The organism is Streptomyces bacillaris, from assembly GCF_003268675.1.
Taxonomy (GTDB): domain Bacteria; phylum Actinomycetota; class Actinomycetes; order Streptomycetales; family Streptomycetaceae; genus Streptomyces; species Streptomyces bacillaris.
Genome location: NZ_CP029378.1, coordinates 1,318,792 through 1,336,546, shown reverse-complemented (window position 1 = coordinate 1,336,546; position 17,755 = coordinate 1,318,792). Strand labels below are relative to the sequence as shown.

The window sequence follows — 17,755 nt, the reverse complement described above, 5'->3', positions numbered from 1 at the left end:
TCAGGGAGCGGGCGTGCTCCCGGCCTCGGGCCGGGCCTCCGGCTCCGCTCCCGTCCGGGTCTCCGGCTCCGCTCCCGTCCGGGTCTCCGGCTCCGCTTCCGGACGCGGTGCCTCCGCCGCCGTACGGGCCGTGCGCCGGGCGCGTACCGTACGCCACACCACCAGCGCCAGCGCCGCCGTCACCAGGAACGGGGCCGAGGCGCCGAGTGCCACCGCGATCCACCGGAACATCGTCACGAACGCGTCCCAGCCGCCGCCCAGCGCGTCCAGGAACCCCGGGTCGTCGTCCTTCCCGCTCTTGCGCGGGGCGTCCGGCTCGGTCAGGTCCAGCGTGACCGTCGCCAGCGAGGTGCGGTCCTTCAGGCTCGCCTGCTGGGCGAGCAGCGACTCCAGATCGGCCTGACGGCTGCTCAGCTCCCCTTCCAGGGTGACCACATCGGTGAGCTTCTCCGCCTTGTCCATCAGCTCCCGCACCCGCGCCACGCTCGCCCGCTGGGTGGCGATCCGGCTCTCGACATCGACGACCTGGTCGGTGACGTCCTTGGCGTTCGAGGAGCGGGAGAGCACCTTCCCGGAGCCGGCGAGCTTGCCCAGCACCTCCTGGTAGCGGTCCTGCGGCACCCGCAGCACGAGGTGCGAGGTCTCGTGCCGGTCGTCGATCCGCTCGGTGGTCTCGGTCGCCACCAGCCCTCCGCTCGACTCCACCGTGCTCCGGGCGGCGGCCGCCGCCTTCGGGGCGCTCTCCACCTCCACCGACAGCTCGGTGGTCCGGATGACATGGGTGCCCGCCGCCCCCGGCTTCGGCGCCTTCTGCCGCTGCTCGGCGCCCTTCGCGCCCTCCGCTCCCTCCGCCGGAGCGGCGGACGCCGCCGCGGAGCCGGCCTCGTCCGCACCGTCCGGCGCGTACTGCTCGTCCACGAGCCCCTGCGGCGCGTCGGCCTTCAGGTCCCTCGTGCTCCCCGCGTTGTCGGCCGCCCCGCAGCCGCCGACGAGCAGCACCGCACCGAGCGCGCCCGCCACCGGGGCCGCGCGGAGACGGGCCCGGCGGTGGCGGTGCGCACGCGGCGGCCGGGCGAGGAAGCGGCCGTTGTCGCTGGTCATAACAGGTCCCCCAGGACAGTCGTTGACAGTGCCGATTCGACGCGGACGTCTCCGAACCGGTTTCCGGCCGCGGGTTTCGAAGTGGTCACGGTCGGGGCCGGGAAGGGGTTTGAGAGAGTGGACCCATGCAGCGTTCACAGCAGGATGCGGACACGCCCGCGCGCCACGTCGTCGTCATCGGCGGCGGCGTCGCCGGACTGGCCGCCGCCCACCGCCTGGTCGCCACCGGCCTGCGGGTCACGCTCCTGGAGGCGACCGACCGGCTCGGCGGCAAGCTCATGACCGGCGAGGTCGCGGGCGTCCAGGTCGACCTGGGCGCCGAGTCGGTGCTCGCCCGCCGCCCCGAGGCGGTCGCCCTGGCCGAGGCCGTCGGCCTCTCCGGCCGCCTTCAGCCGCCCGCCACCGCCACCGCCTCCCTCTGGACCCGCGACGCGCTGCGCCCGATGCCCAAGGGCCACGTCATGGGCGTCCCCGGCGACCCGGCGGCCCTGGAGGGCGTGCTCTCCCCCGAGGGGCTGGCCCGGATCGCGCAGGAGCGCGACCTGACCCCGACGCCCGTCGGGGACGACGTGGCCGTCGGCGCGTACGTGGCGGACCGGCTCGGCCGCGAGGTCGTCGACCGGCTGGTGGAGCCCCTTCTCGGCGGGGTCTACGCGGGCGACGCCTACCGGATCTCGCTGCGCGCCGCCGTACCGCAGCTCTTCGAAGAGGTGCAGGAGGGCGGCCCGCTGCTGGAGGCCGTCCGCCGCATCCAGGAGCGCGCCGCGGCCCGGCAGCAGACCGGCCCCGTCTTCCAGGGCCTCCAGGGCGGCATCGGCACCCTTCCCGGGGCCGTGGGCGATGCCGTACGGGCCGGGGGCGGCGAGATCCTGACCGAGACCCCGGTCCTCGGCCTGACCCGTACGGCCACGGGGTGGACGGTCCGCACCGACACCGGCACGATCACCGCCGACGGCATCGTCCTGGCCACCCCCGCCTGGTCCGCCTCCGCCCTGCTGGCCGCCGAGTCCCCGGCCGCCTCCACCGAGCTGACCGGCGTCGAGTACGCCTCGATGGCCCTGGTCACGATGGCCTTCCGGCGCGCCGACATCGAGGGGCTCGAGGCCCTGCGCGGCCGCTCAGGCTTCCTCGTACCGCCGGTCGACGGCCGCACCATCAAGGCCTCCACCTTCTCCAGCAACAAGTGGCAGTGGGTCGCGGACGCCGCCCCCGACCTCTTCGTGCTCCGCACCTCGGTCGGCCGCTACGGCGAGGAGGACCACCTGCACCGCGAGGACGGCGAACTCGTCGCCGTCTCCCTGCGGGACCTGCGCGAAGCCACCGGGCTCGCCGCCCGCCCCGTCGACACCGAGGTCACCCGCTGGATCGGCGGCCTCCCGCAGTACCCGGTCGGCCACCACACCCGCGTGGCCCGCATCCGCGACGAGGTCGCGAAACTGCCCGCGCTCCGCGTCTGCGGCGCGGTCTACGACGGGGTCGGCATCCCCGCCTGCATCGCGAGCGCGCAGCGGGCGGCCGACGAGATCGCCCGGGACCTGACGGGGAAGACCACGAGCGTTCCGGCGGGGGAGACCACGAGCGAGATCATCGCCACGCCGACCCTGGTTCGGGGCACCGGGAGCGAGGCGGGACAATAGCCGTATGAGTGCTCCTGAGACTGTGACACCCAGCAAGAGTCCGAACGCCGGAAAGAAGGCCAAGGACCTCAACGAGGTCATCCGCTACACCCTCTGGTCGGTCTTCAAACTCCGCGACGTGCTGCCGCTGGACCGGACGGGATACGCGGACGAGGTCCAGGAGCTGTTCGACCAGCTCGCGGCCAAGGACGTCACGGTGCGCGGCACCTACGACCTCTCCGGTCTCCGCGCCGACGCCGACCTGATGATCTGGTGGCACGCCGAGACCTCGGACCAGCTCCAGGACGCCTACAACCTCTTCCGCCGCACCAAGCTCGGGCGCGCTCTCGAACCGGTCTGGTCGAACATGGCCCTGCACCGGCCCGCCGAGTTCAACAAGTCGCACATCCCGGCGTTCCTCGCCGACGAGACCCCGCGCGACTACATCAGCGTCTACCCCTTCGTCCGGTCCTACGACTGGTACCTGCTGCCCGACGAGGACCGCCGCCGCATGCTCGCGGACCACGGCAAGATGGCCCGGGGCTACCCGGACGTCCGCGCCAACACCGTCGCCTCCTTCTCCCTGGGCGACTACGAGTGGATCCTCGCCTTCGAGGCGGACGAGCTGTACCGCATCGTCGACCTGATGCGCCACCTGCGCGCCTCCGAGGCACGGCTCCACGTGCGCGAGGAGATCCCGTTCTACACGGGCCGCCGGAAGGACATCGCAGACCTGGTGGCCGGGCTCGCATAGCCAGCGAGTTCCCGCACCACCCCAACCCGGAAGATCAGAAGACGGGCATCCGGCACCGACCGTGCCGCCCGCCGTTCCAGCGACACCGGGTTCGGCTTCGGGCCCTGTGGGCGCACCGAGAGTGCGTCCACAGGGCCCGTTTCCACACGTCGGACAGGTCCTGGTCCGGCCCTAGTCCAGCGATACGGGGTTCGGCTCCGCGCGCGGGGCGCACTCCGCGTCCCCGGCGGGCGTCTCGCCCGTCAGCAGATACCGCCGCATGTGGTCGTCCACGCAGGCGTTCCCGAACCCGCCGACCCCGTGCGTCCCCGCCCCCCGCTCCGTCACGAGCACCGCGCCGCGCAGCCGCCGCTGCAGCTCCAGCGCGCCCTTGTACGGGGTCGCCGCGTCGCGCTCCGTCGCCAGGATCAGCACCGGCGGCAGCTCGCCCCACCCGGTGGAGACGTCCAGCGGCCGCTGCCGGGGTGCGGGCCAGAAGGCGCACGGCAGGTTGGTGAAGGCGTTGTGCCAGGTCTGGAAGGGCGCGATGCGGGCGAGGTCCGTGTGGTCGCGGTCCCAGACCTCCCACTCCTCGGGCCACGGCGCGTCGTTGCACTCGACGGCGGTGTAGACGGCCCGCTCGTTCTCGTCGTCCTTCGCCGTGATCGCGCGCGGCGACAACTGCGTGACCAGCGGCTCCGCGTTCCCCCGGACGTACTCGGAGAGGGCCGTCGCCCGCATCGCCCAGTAGTCGTCGTAGTACACGGCCTGGAGGAACCCCGCGTGGAGCTGCCCCGGCCCCACCGTCCCGCCCGCCGGTTCGGCCGCGAGCGCGGTGCGCACGTCGTCGTAGTGACGCTGTACGGCCTCGGGGGAGGCGCCGAGCCCGTAGACGTCGTCGTGCCGGGCGACCCAGCGCCGGAAGTCCTCCCAGCGGGACTCGAAGGCGAGCGACTGGTCGAGGTTGGAGCGGTACCAGATCTTCTCCGGGTCCGGGTCGACCGCGGAGTCGAAGACCATCCGGCGTACGCGTGCGGGGAAGAGGGTCGCGTACAGGGAGCCGATGTACGTGCCGTACGAGGCGCCCATGAAGGTCAGCCGCTCGTCCCCGAGGGCGGCCCGCAGCACCTCCAGGTCACGGGCGTTGTTGAGTGAGGTGTAATGGCGCAGTGCCTCGCCCGCGCTCTCCTTGCACCCCTTCGCGTACGCCCGCGCCTGGGCGATCCGTTTCTCCTTGTACGCGGTGGTGGGGTGGGCGGGGGAGTCGGTGGGGCTCTGCGCGAAGACGGCGGGGTCCTGGCAGGAGAGCGGGGCGGAGGTGCCGACGCCGCGCGGGGCGTAGCCGACCAGGTCGTAGGCCTCGGCCACCTCCTTCCACTCGGACATCTCGCCCAGCAGCGGGAAGGTGATGCTGGAGGCGCCGGGCCCGCCCGGGTTGTAGACGAACGAGCCCTGCCGCTCGGCGGGTTCACCGGTGGCGCGGGTGCGGCTCACGGCGAGCGGGATGGCCGGGCCGTCCGGGCGGGCGTAGTCCAGGGGGACCCGTACGGTGCCGCACTCCAGGGAGTCCGGGAACATCTCCTCCTCCGGGCAGGCCCCGAAGGAGATGCCGGCCGCCGCCGCGCGGGCCGCCGCGACCGCCGTACCGCGCCCCTCGGCGGAGCCGCCGCCGGTCCGGTCCGAGGCGGCGGCCGGTGCGGTGCCGGCCAGGGCCGACAGGACCAGCGAGCCGATCGTTGCGTACAGGGGTACTGCTCTCACGGCGGGGCCTCTCTGCGGATGCGGAGAGGGGATGGTGGGGGTGGGGGCGGGTGAAGTCCAGTACCGGGCGGGCGTGTTGCGTGGATCGACCCGTTCGCACCACCTGAAGGGTGAGGGGGCTACCTGAGGGCTGACGGCTCGGGGGCCGGACGGTTCGGGAGGCGGACGGTTCGGGAGGGGCGTGGCTACGTGAAGGCCGACGGTTCGGGAACCGTCCCCCCGGAGCGCTGACGGCTCAGGAACCGCCGCCGCAGCCGCCCCCGCCTCCGCAGCTGGAGCCCCCGCCACAGCTGGACCCGCCACTGCAGCTCGATCCGGAGCCGCCGCATCCGGACCCTCCGCCGCAACCGGAACCCGACCCGCCGCCGCTCGACCCGCCGCAACTCGTCTGCCCGGGGCCCGCGTCGGCGCACCACACGGTGGTGGCCGCGAAGCCCCCGGCCGCTGCCGCACCGCCCACGACCCCCGCCGTCCGGTACCGGTGACGCGACCGCCCGGACGGTGCGTTCAGCCCGGCCGCCGCGATCAGGTGGGCCTGGAGCACCGGGTCCGGGAGGGCGCGCAGCCCCTGGGTGGCGACGAGGTACGGCGGGGTGACCTGGTAGGCGTGGGCGGTCCGGAACTCGTGGGCGGCCCGGCGGCCTGCCCGGGTGAGCCGGCCAGCGGCGGCCGCCGCCACGACGAGCCCGCTGATCCCGCCGAGCAGGATCGCGGGCAGCACCTTCAGGACGAACGGGAACGGCATGTCGAACGGCGAGTCGTGGGTCACGTACTGGAGGACCGTGGCGGCGATGGCGAGCGGGAAACCGACGATGCAGCTCACCCCCTGGATCAGCCCCCAGCGCCGTACGGGACGGCTCGCGGCGGGCGGCACCAGCAGCCCCCGCTCCGCCAGCCGGTCTCCGATCTCCTGCACCGCCGGGTGGCGCATGACCGCTTCCCGTACCGCGTGCAGGGCACCGCTGGGCGCGGTCGCCAGCACCTGGAACACGGCGCGTTCCACCGGGTCGTGCGCCTGCTCGTGCCGTACGGAGACGATCCCGGGCCCACCGATGAGCACGCGCCCGTCCCCGTACAGGGTGGTGAGCGCGGTGTCCGCGACCCTGGCCGGACCGCCGTTGAGGAACGCCGCCTCGTAGAGGTCGTGGACGGGGTAGGAGGAGCCGACGGGAGTGCGGCGGCCGGACCGGGAGGCGACGGCCTTCGCGATGAGGAGCACGGTGGAGAGGACGACCGCGAGGGTCAGCAGCAGGGCGAACGTGTTCATGACGGTCGTCACTTCCCTACGAGGACGGCACGGGCCGCCCGGACGAGACGGGAGGTCCGGCCCGGCGGCCGGGGCCCCGAGCGGTCCTCCCACCAGTGCGTCAGCCGACGCTGTGCGACGGGGTCGGGGAGCCCGCCGGAGACCAGGATCCGCTCGACGAACTCCATGGCGTCGCGCCGGTAACCGCCGCTCATCGGGCGGGACATGGCGTAGGAGAGGAACGCGGCGCGGTAGCCGTCACCGAGGATCTCCGGCAGCTCGGGGGCCACCTTGGCGACGACGTCGGCCCGCTTGGCGGCCAGCGCCCGGCTCTGCGCCCGCAGCCGCCGGTGGTCGAACCCCTCGGGGGCCGGCGTCCCGGCGACGAGCGCGGAGAGCAGTGAGGTCTGAGCGACGGCGGTACGGTCGCGGGCTCCGGGACGGGGGGTGCGGACCGGGAGGGCGGCGCGTGCGAGGGCTCCCTGAAGCGCGTGCGTACGCGCACCGGCCACCGGGGCCGCCGACCGCAGCGTCCCCCGGATCGTCTCCAGCTCGGCCGCCAGCTCCGCGCCCGGCGGGAAGGCGTCGTCGCGCTCCAGCAGGACGCCCGGCGGGTCGACGCGGGAGCGCAGCTCGGCCAGGACGTCCAGGACCGGGGCGGACACCGGGTGGGCGTGCGTGTCGTGCCAGACGCCGTCCTTCTCGATCCCGCCCGCCACATGGACGTACGCGATGGCCTCCACCGGCAGCTCGTCCAGGGCCTTCGCCGGGTCCTCGCCCCGGTTGACGTGGTTGGTGTGCAGGTTGGCCACGTCGATCAGCAGCCGCACCCCGGTCCGCTCGACCAGCTCCGCCAGGAACTGCCCCTCGGTCAGCTCCTCGTCGGGCCAGGAGATCAGGGCCGCGATGTTCTCCAGGGCCAGCGGCACGGGCAATGCGTCCTGAGCGATGCGCACGTTCTCGCAGAGCACGTCCAGCGCGTCCCAGGTGCGCGGGACCGGCAGCAGGTGGCCCGCTTCCAGCCGCGGAGAGGCGGTCAGCGGCCCCCCGGCTCGTACGAACGCGATGTGCTCGGTCACCAGAGGCGTACCGAGCAGCTCGGCGCGGGCCGCCAGCCCCGCGAGCCGCTCGGGGGCCGGGCGGTCGGCACCGCCCAGGCCGAGCGAGACGCCGTGCGGTACGACGGTGACGCCCCGCTCCCGCAGGCGGACCAGGGAGTCGGGGAGGTGGTCGGCGCAGAGGTTCTCCGCCACCGCCTCGACCCAGTCGATCCCCGTGAGCGCCTCCACCTCGGCGGCGATCTCCGGCCGCCAGCCGATCCCGATGCCCAGCCTCATCCGTCTCCCCCTCCTCCGTTCTGTCCAGGGGTGATGGCCCCGGGGAACGGCGGTGAACCCGAAGAGGGGGACGTTCAGAGGAGGATTTGAGGTTCCGGCCCGCAGGTCACGTCACGGCATCGACGTCAGGGCATCGGCGGCATGGTCGGCGGCACCGGGCGGGAGGTGAACGACTGGTCGCCGGACGGCGTGACCGGCACCGGGGCGAGCGGCACCTGCCCCTCCCGGGGCGCGGGCGGGCCCGAGGGGCTGGCGGTGGACCCGCCGGCGGCCTCGCGGGCCAGGGCGTCGAAGTCGACGAAGCCGGTGGCCTCCAGCATGGTGATGTGGTCCAGCACGGTCTGGTTGGCGTCGCTCGCGAGCTGCCGGATCAGGGTGTTGCGGGTGGTGTGACGCACCTGGCCGATCAGCCCGAAGACCTTGCCGTGGGCGGCCCGCAGGATGTTGGCGAACTTCCGCTCGTACTCGTCCCCGCTCGCCGCCGTCAGCTCCCGCAGCCACGCCTGCTGCTGCTCGGTCGGCTGGTTGGGCAGCTCCACCCCGAGCTTGGCGGCCACGTCCCGGGCCCGCCGGTCCAGGTCCGCGTGCCCGACGACCAGATGGTCCCCGGCGGCCTTCGTCGCCTCGCTGGGCGCCCGCTCGATCGCCTGCTGCCCGGCGGGCAGCTCCCACAGCCCGGCGAGCCGCACCTTGACCAGGAAGTCCCGGTCGGTCGCGGAGAGCGGGCCCCACTGGGTGGCGACGCTGGAGGCGTTGAGATTCGCCTCGCCGGTGCCCGAGCGGTCCGCGTAGGACCAGACGGGGAAGGCGAGCGCGCCGACCGTGGCGACCAGGGCCGCGATGATGAGGGCCGTTCCGTTGATGCGTCGCAACAAGGTGTCTCCCGGGACGAGAACGTGACAGCGCCGTCACGCCGGCCGGCCACCGGCCGATCACCGATCGACCGCCGACCGCCAACCGGCGTGCGGTGCAGGCTACTTGGCGGTAGCGCCGCTGGGGCGGTATCGGGAGATACGTAGTCGGGCACGGGAATGCTCAACTGCGGGCGGACTATTTTCCGGCCAGGCGGCCAGGCGGCCAGGCGGCCAGGCGGCCAGGCGGCCAGGCGGCCAGGCGGCCGGGCGGGCCGGGCAGGTCAGGTCGGCCTGGTCGCCTGGCAGGCCTGGCAAGGCGGTGTGCGGCTCGGCGGCCAGGCGGACCGGGCGGCCAAGCGGGCAGGTCAGGCGGGCCAGACAGGCCCGCCTGGCCCGGTCGGCCCGGTCGGCTGGGAAAGCGGACGGTAAGCGGCTCGGCGGCCGCGCGTTCACCGCCGGGCGGTCTGCACCCCCGGCAGCGGGCAGAAACGCTCCCCGCCCTCCGCCACGACCGTCGGCCCCGGCGCGATCTCGGTGAACCCCGCGTCGCGGACCACCGGCAGGCCGCTCGTGATCAGCTCACGCCAGCGGTCCGGGGTCGCGGTGGCCACGGAGAGCGGGAAGCCCGCCTCGCGCCAGGCCTTGCGGTCGGTGTCGGACAGCTCCCACCAGGCGAGCTGGGCGCCATGGCCGACCTGGGCCATGGTCTTGCCCGCGGACATCTCCAGCTCCGGGTTGAGCCAGAGCACCGGGCCCTCCCGGTCGGGGGCGGCGGGCGGTTCGGGGTCGTCCAGGTCGGTGCCCGAGACCTGGAGCTTGGCCAGCTCCTTGGGCCAGCCGTCGAGCGGGATCGGCGGGTACACCCGTACCTCCGCGCTCCCGCCCGTGACCGTGATCCCGGGCAGCGCGGCCGCCTTGCGCCACTCCGCGCCGCGCGCCCGGCGCACCACCTTGCGGATCCGGGCGTCCTCCCAGTCCCGCATGGCCCGCGCCCACTCGCCCTCGCCGGTGGACCGCTCGTCGGCCAGGATCGTGAGCACCGCGCGGGCGGCGGTGCGCAGGGCGTCCGTCCGGGCGGGCGGGTCCGTCTTCTCCAGGTGCAGCACGAGCGGGAGCACGTACTGGGGGGCCGCGTCCCGGTCGACGGGACGGGCGGAACCGGCGGGATCGGCAGAACCCGCAGGGCCCTCGTGGAAGGGGCTCGGGGAGGTGTCGCCGGATGGGCTCTGGGCGGTGTCGTCGCTGCTCACCGTCCCAGTCTGCCAGGCGGCCCCCGTCACCTCCTTGGCTTAATCAGCCGGTCCGGGTGAGGATGCTCGGCATGAAGAGCGATCTGTTTTCCAGCGAGCACCTGGCCCAGCCGGCCACCGCCCCCGGCATGACCCTGCAGAACTCCAAGTCGATCAAGTACGCCGTCAACGGGGAGATGCACGCCCGCCAGGGCTCGATGATCGCCTTCCGCGGCAACCTCCAGTTCGAGCGCAAGAGCCAGGGGATCGGCGGCCTGCTCAAGCGCGCGGTCACCGGCGAGGGCCTGCCGCTCATGGCCGTACGCGGTCAGGGCGAGGCGTGGTTCGCGCACGAGGCCGCCAACTGTTTCATCGTGGAGATGGACCAGGGCGACCAGCTCACCATCAACGGCCGCAACGTCCTCTGTTTCGACGCCACCCTCGCGTACGAGATCAGGACGGTGAAGGGCGCCGGGATGGTCGGCGGCGGCCTCTTCAACAGCGTCTTCTCCGGGTACGGCAAGATCGGCCTGATGTGCGAGGGCACCCCCATCGTGATCCCGGTGACGGCCGCCCAGCCGGTGTACGTCGACACGGACGCGGTCGTCGGCTGGAGCCAGCACCTCACCACCACCCTGCACCGCTCCCAGAGCGTCGGCTCGATGGTCCGCGGCGGCTCGGGCGAGGCCGTCCAGCTGATGCTCCAGGGCGAGGGCTTCGTCATCATCCGCCCGAGCGAGGCCAGGCCGGAGCGGACGGCCAACTGACCGTACGGGAAGCCGACAACCGGCTTACGTACGCTCGTGGACATGGACGACGACGCCTCGTACTGCACACCACCCGCCGCCACTCCGCCAACGGGCACCGGCACGGCCGAGGCGTTCGCGGAGTGCGTGCTCTGCCGTGAGCCGACCGAGTACCCCGAGTCGACCAAGGGCGCCACCCTCTGCCCGGTCTGCGCCTGGCAGGAGGCGGGACGCTCGGCCTGCTCCGGCTAAGGAGAAGGAGGCGGCCGGAGCAGGCGGCGCGGAATCGGTTCTCCGGTCGGCTCACGCGCCGTCAGCGGTCCGCAACCGGCCCGAGGCCGCGATATCCGGCCAGCTCAGCGCCGCATTGTCGCCAACTCCCGTTAAGCCCGGCGCGCCGTCCTCCCGTGCGCGTTAGAAACGGACGTCGGTGTTCGGGGGACCGGGGGAGAGGTGTCGGCCATGCTGACCAGCAACGGAGTGGTGCGCCGAGCGGGAGCCGTTCGCCTCGCGGGCTTCGGCCGATGAGCGCCCGGCGCCGTACCCCGGCCCGACGCTCCGCCTACCGACGCTCCCCCTCCCGGCGCACGCCCTCCCGGCGCGGCAAGCAGCAGGGGCAGTCGCTGGCCGTCCTCGCCGTCGGCGTCCTCTTTCTGCTCTGGGTGGTCGGCAGGCTGCTCGACTGGGTCGCCGCGAACCGGTGGGTCGTGGTGCTCGTCCTCCTCCTCGCCGTGGCGGGCGGTGTCCTCTGGTTCCGCTACCGGGCCGACCGGCTCCGCCGTGAGCAGGAGTGGGCCCGAACGCTGCGGTACGCCGTGGAGCAGTTGGACCGGCTGCACCACCGCGCGTTCGAGCATGCCGTACGGGACCTGATGTTCCGGGACGGCTGTACCGACGCCGTCCAGGTCGGCGGGGCCGGGGACCATGGGGCCGACGTCAAGGCCACCGACCCGTACGGGCGGCGCTGGGTCATCCAGTGCAAGCACCGCAAGGCCGGTTCGGCGGGGGCCCCGGTCGGGACCCCGGATCTGCATGTCCTCAACGGCACCGGCCGGCCCGTGCACCACGGTGATGTCGTCGTGCTGGTCACCAACGGGCGGTTCTCCCGGCCCGCCCTGGAGTTCGCGCGGTCCCAGCGGTTGCACCTCGTCGACCGCGCCACGCTCTCCACCTGGGCCGGGGGCGGCCGGCCCCTCTGGGAACTCCTGCGGGCCGTGCCGCCTCCGCGCAGCCCCGGCCCCAGCCCGAGTCCCAGCCCCAGTTCCAGCCCCCGTCCGACTCCGTTGACCTGAGGTCTTGGCGGAGGCTCGACCGGCCTCCGTCAGCCCTCCATCAGCTCCGACACCTTCACGAACCGGTAGCCCCGCTTCCGTAGCTCCGGGACGATCCTGCCCACCGCCTCCCCGGTGACCGGTGCCGCGCTGCGCGTGCAGTGCAGCACCACCAGCGACCCGGGCCGCACCCCGTCCAGCACCTGCCGGGCCACCGCCCCCGCGTCCGTCGCGAACGCGTCGCCGCTCACCACGTCCCACTGCACCGCCGTCACGTTCGCCGGGGCCAGCGCGCGCAGGGCCGCGTCGTCGTAGCAGCCGCCGGGGAAGCGGAAGTACGGCACCACGTTCCGTACACCGGCCTCGCGGAAGGCGGCGAAGGCCCGCTCCACATCGCGCGCCATGGTCTCCTTCGCGACCACCGGCAGGCCGTAGCAGTCGGCGGTGAAGGCGTAGTGGCTGTACGAGTGGTTGGCGACCTCGAACAGGTCGTCCGCGCCGATGTCCTTCGCCTGCGCCGGGTACTCCTCCGCCCACCGCCCGGTCATGAAGACCGTGGAGGGCACCTTCAGCCGGCGCAGGAGCGCGATCAGCTCCGGGTTGTCGAAGCGTTCGCCCGCCTTCGCCCGGGGGCCCTGATCGGCCGTCATGTCCGCGTCGAACGAGAGCGCCACGACCTTCTCGTCGGACGGGGAGCGGCCCGCCGGTGTTCCCGTGGCCGGGCGCCGCTCGAAGACCGGGGTGCGTCCCGCCGGTCCCGGAGCCATCGTGGGCGGCTTCTTCGGAGGGGCGGGGGAGGCGGCGGCAGCGGGCGGTGTGGGTACGGGGGCGGGCGGTGGCGGGGTGCCGCCCCCGCACCCGGCCAGGGCGCCGCCCAGCAACACCCCCGCCACCGTCAGCGTCGTCATCTTCCGTGCAGTAGTGATCACTCACGGAAAGTATCCGATAGTACGCCTATATCCCTTATGCGGCGCTCTGGTGTCGTGGTCTCAGCGCCACGGCCCCCTCACCGCGAACGTCGTCCCCGGCGTGTAGCAGTTCACGTACATCGTCGAACCGTCCGGCGAGAAGGCGACCCCCGCGAACTCGCCCCACTCCGGCTCCTCGGGCGTCCCGATGTTCTGCCGCCCGCGCGCCATCGCGTACACCTCGCCCCGCCGCGTCACCCCCAGCACATGCTGCGCACCGCCCCCGTCCTCGCAGACCATCAGCCCGCCGTCGGCGGCCAGGCAGATGTTGTCCGGGGACTCGCCCGGCAGCTGGATGTCGGTGTCCGGGCCGAAGACCACGACCAGGGTGAGTCGCCGACTCCCCGGCTCGTACCGCCAGACCTGGCCGTAGTGGTCGGCCGCCGAGCCCTCGGCGCTGCGCGCGAAGCTGGAGACGAAGTAGACGGACGAGCCGCCCCAGTAGCAGCCCTCCAGCTTCTGCGCGTGCGTGATGCCCTTCGGGCCGAAGTCCTGGAGCCGGATGGGCGTTTCGGCCGCCAGCGGATCCGGTACGGGCACCCACTCGACCCGGTCGAAGCTCGCCCCCGTCTCCTGGATCGCGGAGAGGTCCGGCACCCCCGGCACTCGCATCGCCTCCAGTTCCCCGCCCGCCCGCAGCGAGCCGGTGCCGCCGAGCGGCCTGGCGGGGAGGAAGCGGTAGAAGAGGCCGAACGGGCGGTCGAACGCGTCCTCCGTCTCGTAGACGATCCCGTTCCTCGGGTCGACCGCGATCGCCTCGTGCTGGAAGCGGCCCATCGCCGTCAGCGGGACGGCCCCGGTGCGGCGCGGGTCGGCGCCGTCCACCTCGAAGATGAAGCCGTGGTCCTTGGTGTACCCGTTGGTCCCGGCCTTGTCCTCGGTCTCCTCGCAGGTCAGCCAGGTGCGCCAGGGGGTGGGCCCGCCCGCGCAGTTCACCGCCGTACCGGCGATGGCGACCCGCTCGCCCAGCACGTTGTTCCGGCCGTCCAGTTCCAGGGCCGTACAGCCGCCCTTGGCCGTCGGGTCGTACGTCAGCCCGTCGACGGCCGGGACGCCGAGCTTCGCCGTGTGCCGGTTCTCGTGGTTGCGGACCAGGTGGACGCGGCCGTGGCGCCCCGCGAAGGCGGCCATCCCGTCGTGGTTGCCGGGCACCTGTCCCTCGCCGGAGCGCAGCGGGTCGCCCTCCCGGGAGAGCACCCGATAGCGGAAACCTTTCGGCAGGTCGAGCAGGCCGTCCGGGTCGGGGACGAGGGGGCCGTAGCCGCCGTGGCCGCGGGCGGCCGCCGTACCGGCGAAGAGTTCGGAGAACGCCCCGGTGAAGGCGATCGCGGCCGCCGCGCCGCCGCCTGCCAGGACCTGTCGTCGTGTCGTGGCGTGCCGGGCGGTGCTGACGGCGGTCGCTGTGGTCGCTGTGGTCGCGGCGGTCTCGGTGTTCCGGGAAACGGAGGACATGGGCAGCTCCCTGTTGGCGGACAGGTAGACATGACCCGCATGTGTGTAGCACGCACAGAGGCGCGGGGGAACCATGCGCGCCCCCGCGCCCCGTGTGGCGACTGGTACGGCCCTGAGGGCAGCGACCGGCCGCGGAAGGTCAGGCCAGCGAGGCCGACAGCGTGATCTCCGTGCCCGACAGCGCCTGGCTGACCGGGCAGTTCGCCTTGGCGTCCTCGGCGGCCTTCACGAAGCCCGCCTCGTCCAGACCGGGGACCTCACCCACGACGGTGAGGTGGATGCCGGTGATGCCGGTGCCGGGCTGGAAGGTCACATCGGCCTTCGTCTCCAGCTTGGTGGGCGGGGTACCGGCCCCGGCCAGACCGTGCGAGAGCGCCATCGAGAAGCAGCTCGAGTGCGCGGCCGCGATCAGCTCCTCCGGGCTGGTCCTGCCGTTCGCCGCCTCGGCGCGGGAGGGCCAGGAGACCGGGTACTCACCGATGCCGGAGGAGTCGAGGGTGACGACTCCCTTGCCCTCGAGCAGGTTGCCTTCCCAGACCGTGTGCGCCTGACGCGTGGTAGCCATGCTGGATCCCTTCGAACGGAACGGAACTGTATGCGTGTTGTACGCGAACGGGTGTCACGGGTGCGCCGCATACGGGCACCCGGTGTCACCCCCCGAACCTACTGGGTCACCAGGCCCTTCGCGTCACGCGCCAGTGCCGTCAGCCGCGAGATTGCCCGGAAGTATTTCTTCCGGTACCCGCCGTTCAGCATCTCGTCGCTGAACAACCGGTCGAACGGCAGCCCGGACGCCAGCACCGGCACCTCCCGGTCGTACAGCCGGTCGGCCAGCACCACCAGCCGCAGCGCCGTCGACTGGTCGGGCACGGCCGTCACCCCGGTCAGGCAGACGGCCCCGATGCCGTCGGTCAGCGCCCCGTACCGGCTCGGGTGCACCTTCGCCAGGTGCGCCAGCAGCCCGGGGAAGTCGTCCAGCGAGGCGCCCGGCGTGGCGTACGCGGCGCGGGTGACCTGCTCGTCCGTGTACGGGGCCGGGGCCTCGGGCAGCCCCCGGTGCCGGTAGTCCTCGCCGTCGATGCGCAGCGGGCGGAAGTGCGAGGACAGGCCCTGGATCTCGCGCAGGAAGTCGGCGGCGGCGAACCGGCCCTCGCCCAGCTTGCCCGGCAGCGTGTTGGAGGTCGCGGCCAGTGCCACCCCGTTCTCCACCAGCCGGCTGAGCAGCGAGGAGACCAGCACGGTGTCGCCCGGGTCGTCCAGCTCGAACTCGTCGATGCAGAGCAGCCGGTGCCCGCTCAGCGTCCGCACGGTCTGCTGGAAGCCCAGCGCGCCCACCAGGTTGGTCAGCTCCACGAACGTGCCGAACGCCTTCAGCGCGGGCTCGGCGGGCGTGGCGTGCCAGAGGGAGGCGAGCAGGTGGGTCTTGCCGACGCCGTAGCCGCCGTCCAGATACACCCCGCGCGGTCCGGCCGGCGCGGCGGGCTTCCTGCTGCCGAACCACTTCCGGCGCCCGGCACCCGTCGCGTGCGACCCGCCGAGCCCGGCGGCGAAGCCGGACAGCACGGTCACGGCCTCGCTCTGGCTGGGCTGGTTCGGGTCGGGTACGTAGGTGTCGAAGCGCACCGAATCGAAGCGCGGCGGCGGCACCATCTCCGCCACCAGACGGTCGGCGGGGACGTGCGGCTCGCGGGCGCACAGGGACAGCGGGGCCGTTTCGGCAAGGGGGCTCTGCCCCGGAAACGCGGTGGAGGACGACACAACTCTCCACCCTAAGGCCCGTGCCAGACTGCAACCCATGCGAAGCCTGTTCCCTGTGACGGACCTGACAACGAGCACCCCCGGCGACGAGGGCCGGGCCGGTCGCCCCACCGGCCGCGAGGACCGCGAGCCCGGCCGCGCAGGACACGAAGACCGCGAGTGGAGCCTCGACGAGCTGGCCGAGGCGTACGCGTACCCCACCGGCCTCCCCGCCGAAGGCCCCGGCAGCGCCTGGCTGCGCGCCAACATGGTCTCCACGCTCGACGGGGCCGCCCAGCACGACGGCCGCTCGCAGCCCATCTCCTGCGCCGCCGACATGCGGATCTTCGGCACCCTGCGGGCCCTGGCCGATGTGGTGATCGCCGGGGCCGAGACCGTACGGCAGGAGGGGTACCGTCCGGCCCGTGCCCGGGAGGCCTTCGCGGCGCGGCGGGCGGCGGCCGGGCAGGGGCCCGCGCCCGCCGTCGCGGTGGTGTCCGGCTCGCTGGACCTGGACTTCTCCCTGCCGCTGTTCACCGAGCCCCTGGTCCCGACCCTCGTGGTGACCGGCTCCGGGGCGCCCGCCGACCGGATCGCGGCGGCCCGGAAGGCGGGCGCCGATGTGGTGATCGCGGGCGAGGGCGCCCGGGTGGACCCGGCCCGGGTGGTGCGCGAGCTGGCGGACCGGGGGCTGCGGCGCCAGCTCACGGAGGGCGGGCCCCGGCTGCTCGGCCAGTTCGTGGCGGCGGGGGTGCTGGACGAGCTGTGCCTGACGCTCTCCCCGATGCTCACGGCCGGGGACGCGCAGCGGATCGCCGGAGGCCCCGGGGTCGCCGTGCCGGAACGTTTCACCTTGGCGTCGCTGCTGGAGGAGGACGGGTTCCTCTTCGGCCGCTACCGGAGGTGAGCCGGACGGCCGCCCGGGGGAAGGGCTGGTGATTCCCCTCCGGAGGGCAACTTAGACACGGCGTCATCAGTGCGGGGACACTTAGCGGAATTACTCGTTCCGGTTAGCTCCGGCTGGGCACACTTACCTCTGCAGTCCCCGTGGAAGCACGGGGAAGGATGGTTTCAGCAAACGACCGTCGACGGTCGAGCCGGCTGTCGACGAGACGCAGAAGCGGAAGGGCGCCTGTCGTGTTCACAAGCGTTTTGATGATCGAGAAGCCGCTCACGCCGGAGGACGTGGACTTCGTCACGACCCTCCACGGCGAGGAGCGGATCTCGTTCGTCGTTCTGTTGCAGCCGCGCGGCGACCAGGCCGATGTCCTGCTGCGCGCGATCGACGACGTGGCGATGGGGGAGCTGAGGGAAGCCGTCCGCGAGGGTGAGGAACCGGAGGGCAAGGAGGCCCGCGAGCCCGCCGAGATCGGTCTGGAGTACTCCCTACGCGCACTGCGCGAGGCGGGCGCCGAAGCGGTCGGACAGGTGGTCGAGGACCACCCCCTGGACAAGCTGAAGACCGTCGTCGACGACGCGGGCGCGGACGAGGTCATCGTCCTGACCGCCCCGCACTACGTGGAGGAGTTCTTCCACCGCGACTGGGCCTCCCGCGCCCGGCACAAGGTCGGCGTCCCGGTGCTCAAGCTCTTCGCGCACAGCGAATAGGGTGAAGGCCGCGCGGCCGTCCGGAGGGCAACCCGGACCCGCGTGGAACTCTCTGCGGCCCTCCGGAGGGCAATCCGGAACCGCGCAGAACTCTCT

General features: G+C 73.3%; 17 protein-coding genes. 7 read left to right on the top strand and 10 right to left on the bottom strand.

Annotated features, from left to right (window positions below; translation table 11 throughout):
• Positions 1-1,101, bottom strand: a complete 1,101-nt coding sequence (locus DJ476_RS05530) for a DUF4349 domain-containing protein (protein WP_112489987.1) — start codon at positions 1,099-1,101, stop codon at positions 1-3.
• Positions 1,102-1,226: 125 nt separating this feature from the next.
• On the opposite strand from DJ476_RS05530, the gene hemG reads away from it, so the two are divergent.
• Positions 1,227-2,738, top strand: a complete 1,512-nt coding sequence (hemG, locus tag DJ476_RS05525) for a protoporphyrinogen oxidase (RefSeq protein WP_112489986.1) — start codon at positions 1,227-1,229, stop codon at positions 2,736-2,738.
• Positions 2,739-2,742: 4 nt separating this feature from the next.
• Positions 2,743-3,471 carry a hydrogen peroxide-dependent heme synthase gene (gene hemQ / locus DJ476_RS05520; RefSeq protein ID WP_029395334.1) on the top strand — a complete coding sequence of 243 codons (729 nt, stop codon included), beginning with the start codon at positions 2,743-2,745 and terminating at the stop codon, positions 3,469-3,471.
• A gap of 171 nt (positions 3,472-3,642) precedes the next feature.
• Here hemQ and DJ476_RS05515 read toward each other — a convergent pair whose 3' ends face one another.
• The 5 genes from DJ476_RS05515 to DJ476_RS05495 all read right to left on the bottom strand — a co-directional run bounded on the left by DJ476_RS05515 (position 3,643) and on the right by DJ476_RS05495 (position 9,898).
• Positions 3,643-5,211: an alpha/beta hydrolase gene (locus tag DJ476_RS05515; protein ID WP_112489985.1), complete on the bottom strand. Its 1,569-nt coding sequence runs from the start codon at positions 5,209-5,211 to the stop codon at positions 3,643-3,645.
• 235 nt (positions 5,212-5,446) lie between these two features.
• Positions 5,447-6,478 (bottom strand): TIGR04222 domain-containing membrane protein, encoded by a 1,032-nt coding sequence (locus DJ476_RS05510; RefSeq protein ID WP_103420413.1) that lies wholly within the window; start codon positions 6,476-6,478, stop codon positions 5,447-5,449.
• 8 nt (positions 6,479-6,486) lie between these two features.
• Positions 6,487-7,794 carry a DUF692 domain-containing protein gene (locus tag DJ476_RS05505; protein WP_112489984.1) on the bottom strand — a complete coding sequence of 436 codons (1,308 nt, stop codon included), beginning with the start codon at positions 7,792-7,794 and terminating at the stop codon, positions 6,487-6,489.
• A 125-nt stretch (positions 7,795-7,919) separates the two neighbouring features.
• Entirely contained in the window at positions 7,920-8,666 is a 747-nt protein-coding gene (locus DJ476_RS05500) for a DUF4142 domain-containing protein (protein ID WP_018491672.1), read from the bottom strand.
• 431 nt (positions 8,667-9,097) lie between these two features.
• Complete coding sequence (locus tag DJ476_RS05495; protein WP_103420410.1) at positions 9,098-9,898, bottom strand: peptidyl-tRNA hydrolase; 801 nt, start codon at positions 9,896-9,898, stop codon at positions 9,098-9,100.
• Between the two features lie 71 nt (positions 9,899-9,969).
• Between DJ476_RS05495 and DJ476_RS05490 the strand changes: the two genes are divergently transcribed.
• The 3 genes from DJ476_RS05490 to DJ476_RS05480 all read left to right on the top strand — a co-directional run bounded on the left by DJ476_RS05490 (position 9,970) and on the right by DJ476_RS05480 (position 11,915).
• Positions 9,970-10,644: an AIM24 family protein gene (locus DJ476_RS05490; protein ID WP_019762319.1), complete on the top strand. Its 675-nt coding sequence runs from the start codon at positions 9,970-9,972 to the stop codon at positions 10,642-10,644.
• Between the two features lie 42 nt (positions 10,645-10,686).
• On the top strand, positions 10,687-10,875 hold the full coding sequence (locus DJ476_RS05485) for a hypothetical protein (protein WP_103420473.1): 189 nt from the start codon (positions 10,687-10,689) through the stop codon (positions 10,873-10,875).
• 272 nt (positions 10,876-11,147) lie between these two features.
• Positions 11,148-11,915, top strand: a complete 768-nt coding sequence (locus DJ476_RS05480; protein ID WP_112489983.1) for a restriction endonuclease — start codon at positions 11,148-11,150, stop codon at positions 11,913-11,915.
• Between the two features lie 29 nt (positions 11,916-11,944).
• Here DJ476_RS05480 and DJ476_RS05475 read toward each other — a convergent pair whose 3' ends face one another.
• From DJ476_RS05475 to zapE, 4 genes are all read right to left on the bottom strand, one after another.
• Positions 11,945-12,802 (bottom strand): polysaccharide deacetylase family protein, encoded by an 858-nt coding sequence (locus DJ476_RS05475; protein ID WP_103420404.1) that lies wholly within the window; start codon positions 12,800-12,802, stop codon positions 11,945-11,947.
• Positions 12,803-12,883: 81 nt separating this feature from the next.
• Entirely contained in the window at positions 12,884-14,314 is a 1,431-nt protein-coding gene (locus tag DJ476_RS05470; RefSeq protein ID WP_208853473.1) for an alkaline phosphatase PhoX, read from the bottom strand.
• 139 nt (positions 14,315-14,453) lie between these two features.
• Positions 14,454-14,879 carry an OsmC family protein gene (locus DJ476_RS05465; RefSeq protein ID WP_103420402.1) on the bottom strand — a complete coding sequence of 142 codons (426 nt, stop codon included), beginning with the start codon at positions 14,877-14,879 and terminating at the stop codon, positions 14,454-14,456.
• Positions 14,880-14,977: 98 nt separating this feature from the next.
• Complete coding sequence (zapE, locus tag DJ476_RS05460) at positions 14,978-16,072, bottom strand: cell division protein ZapE (RefSeq protein ID WP_181006628.1); 1,095 nt, start codon at positions 16,070-16,072, stop codon at positions 14,978-14,980.
• A 37-nt stretch (positions 16,073-16,109) separates the two neighbouring features.
• On the opposite strand from zapE, the gene DJ476_RS05455 reads away from it, so the two are divergent.
• Both DJ476_RS05455 and DJ476_RS05450 read left to right on the top strand, forming a co-directional pair.
• Positions 16,110-16,958, top strand: coding sequence for a pyrimidine reductase family protein (locus DJ476_RS05455; protein WP_112489982.1), 849 nt, complete (start codon positions 16,110-16,112; stop codon positions 16,956-16,958).
• Between the two features lie 248 nt (positions 16,959-17,206).
• Positions 17,207-17,659, top strand: coding sequence for a hypothetical protein (locus tag DJ476_RS05450; protein WP_019766590.1), 453 nt, complete (start codon positions 17,207-17,209; stop codon positions 17,657-17,659).
• Positions 17,660-17,755: the final 96 nt, after the last annotated feature.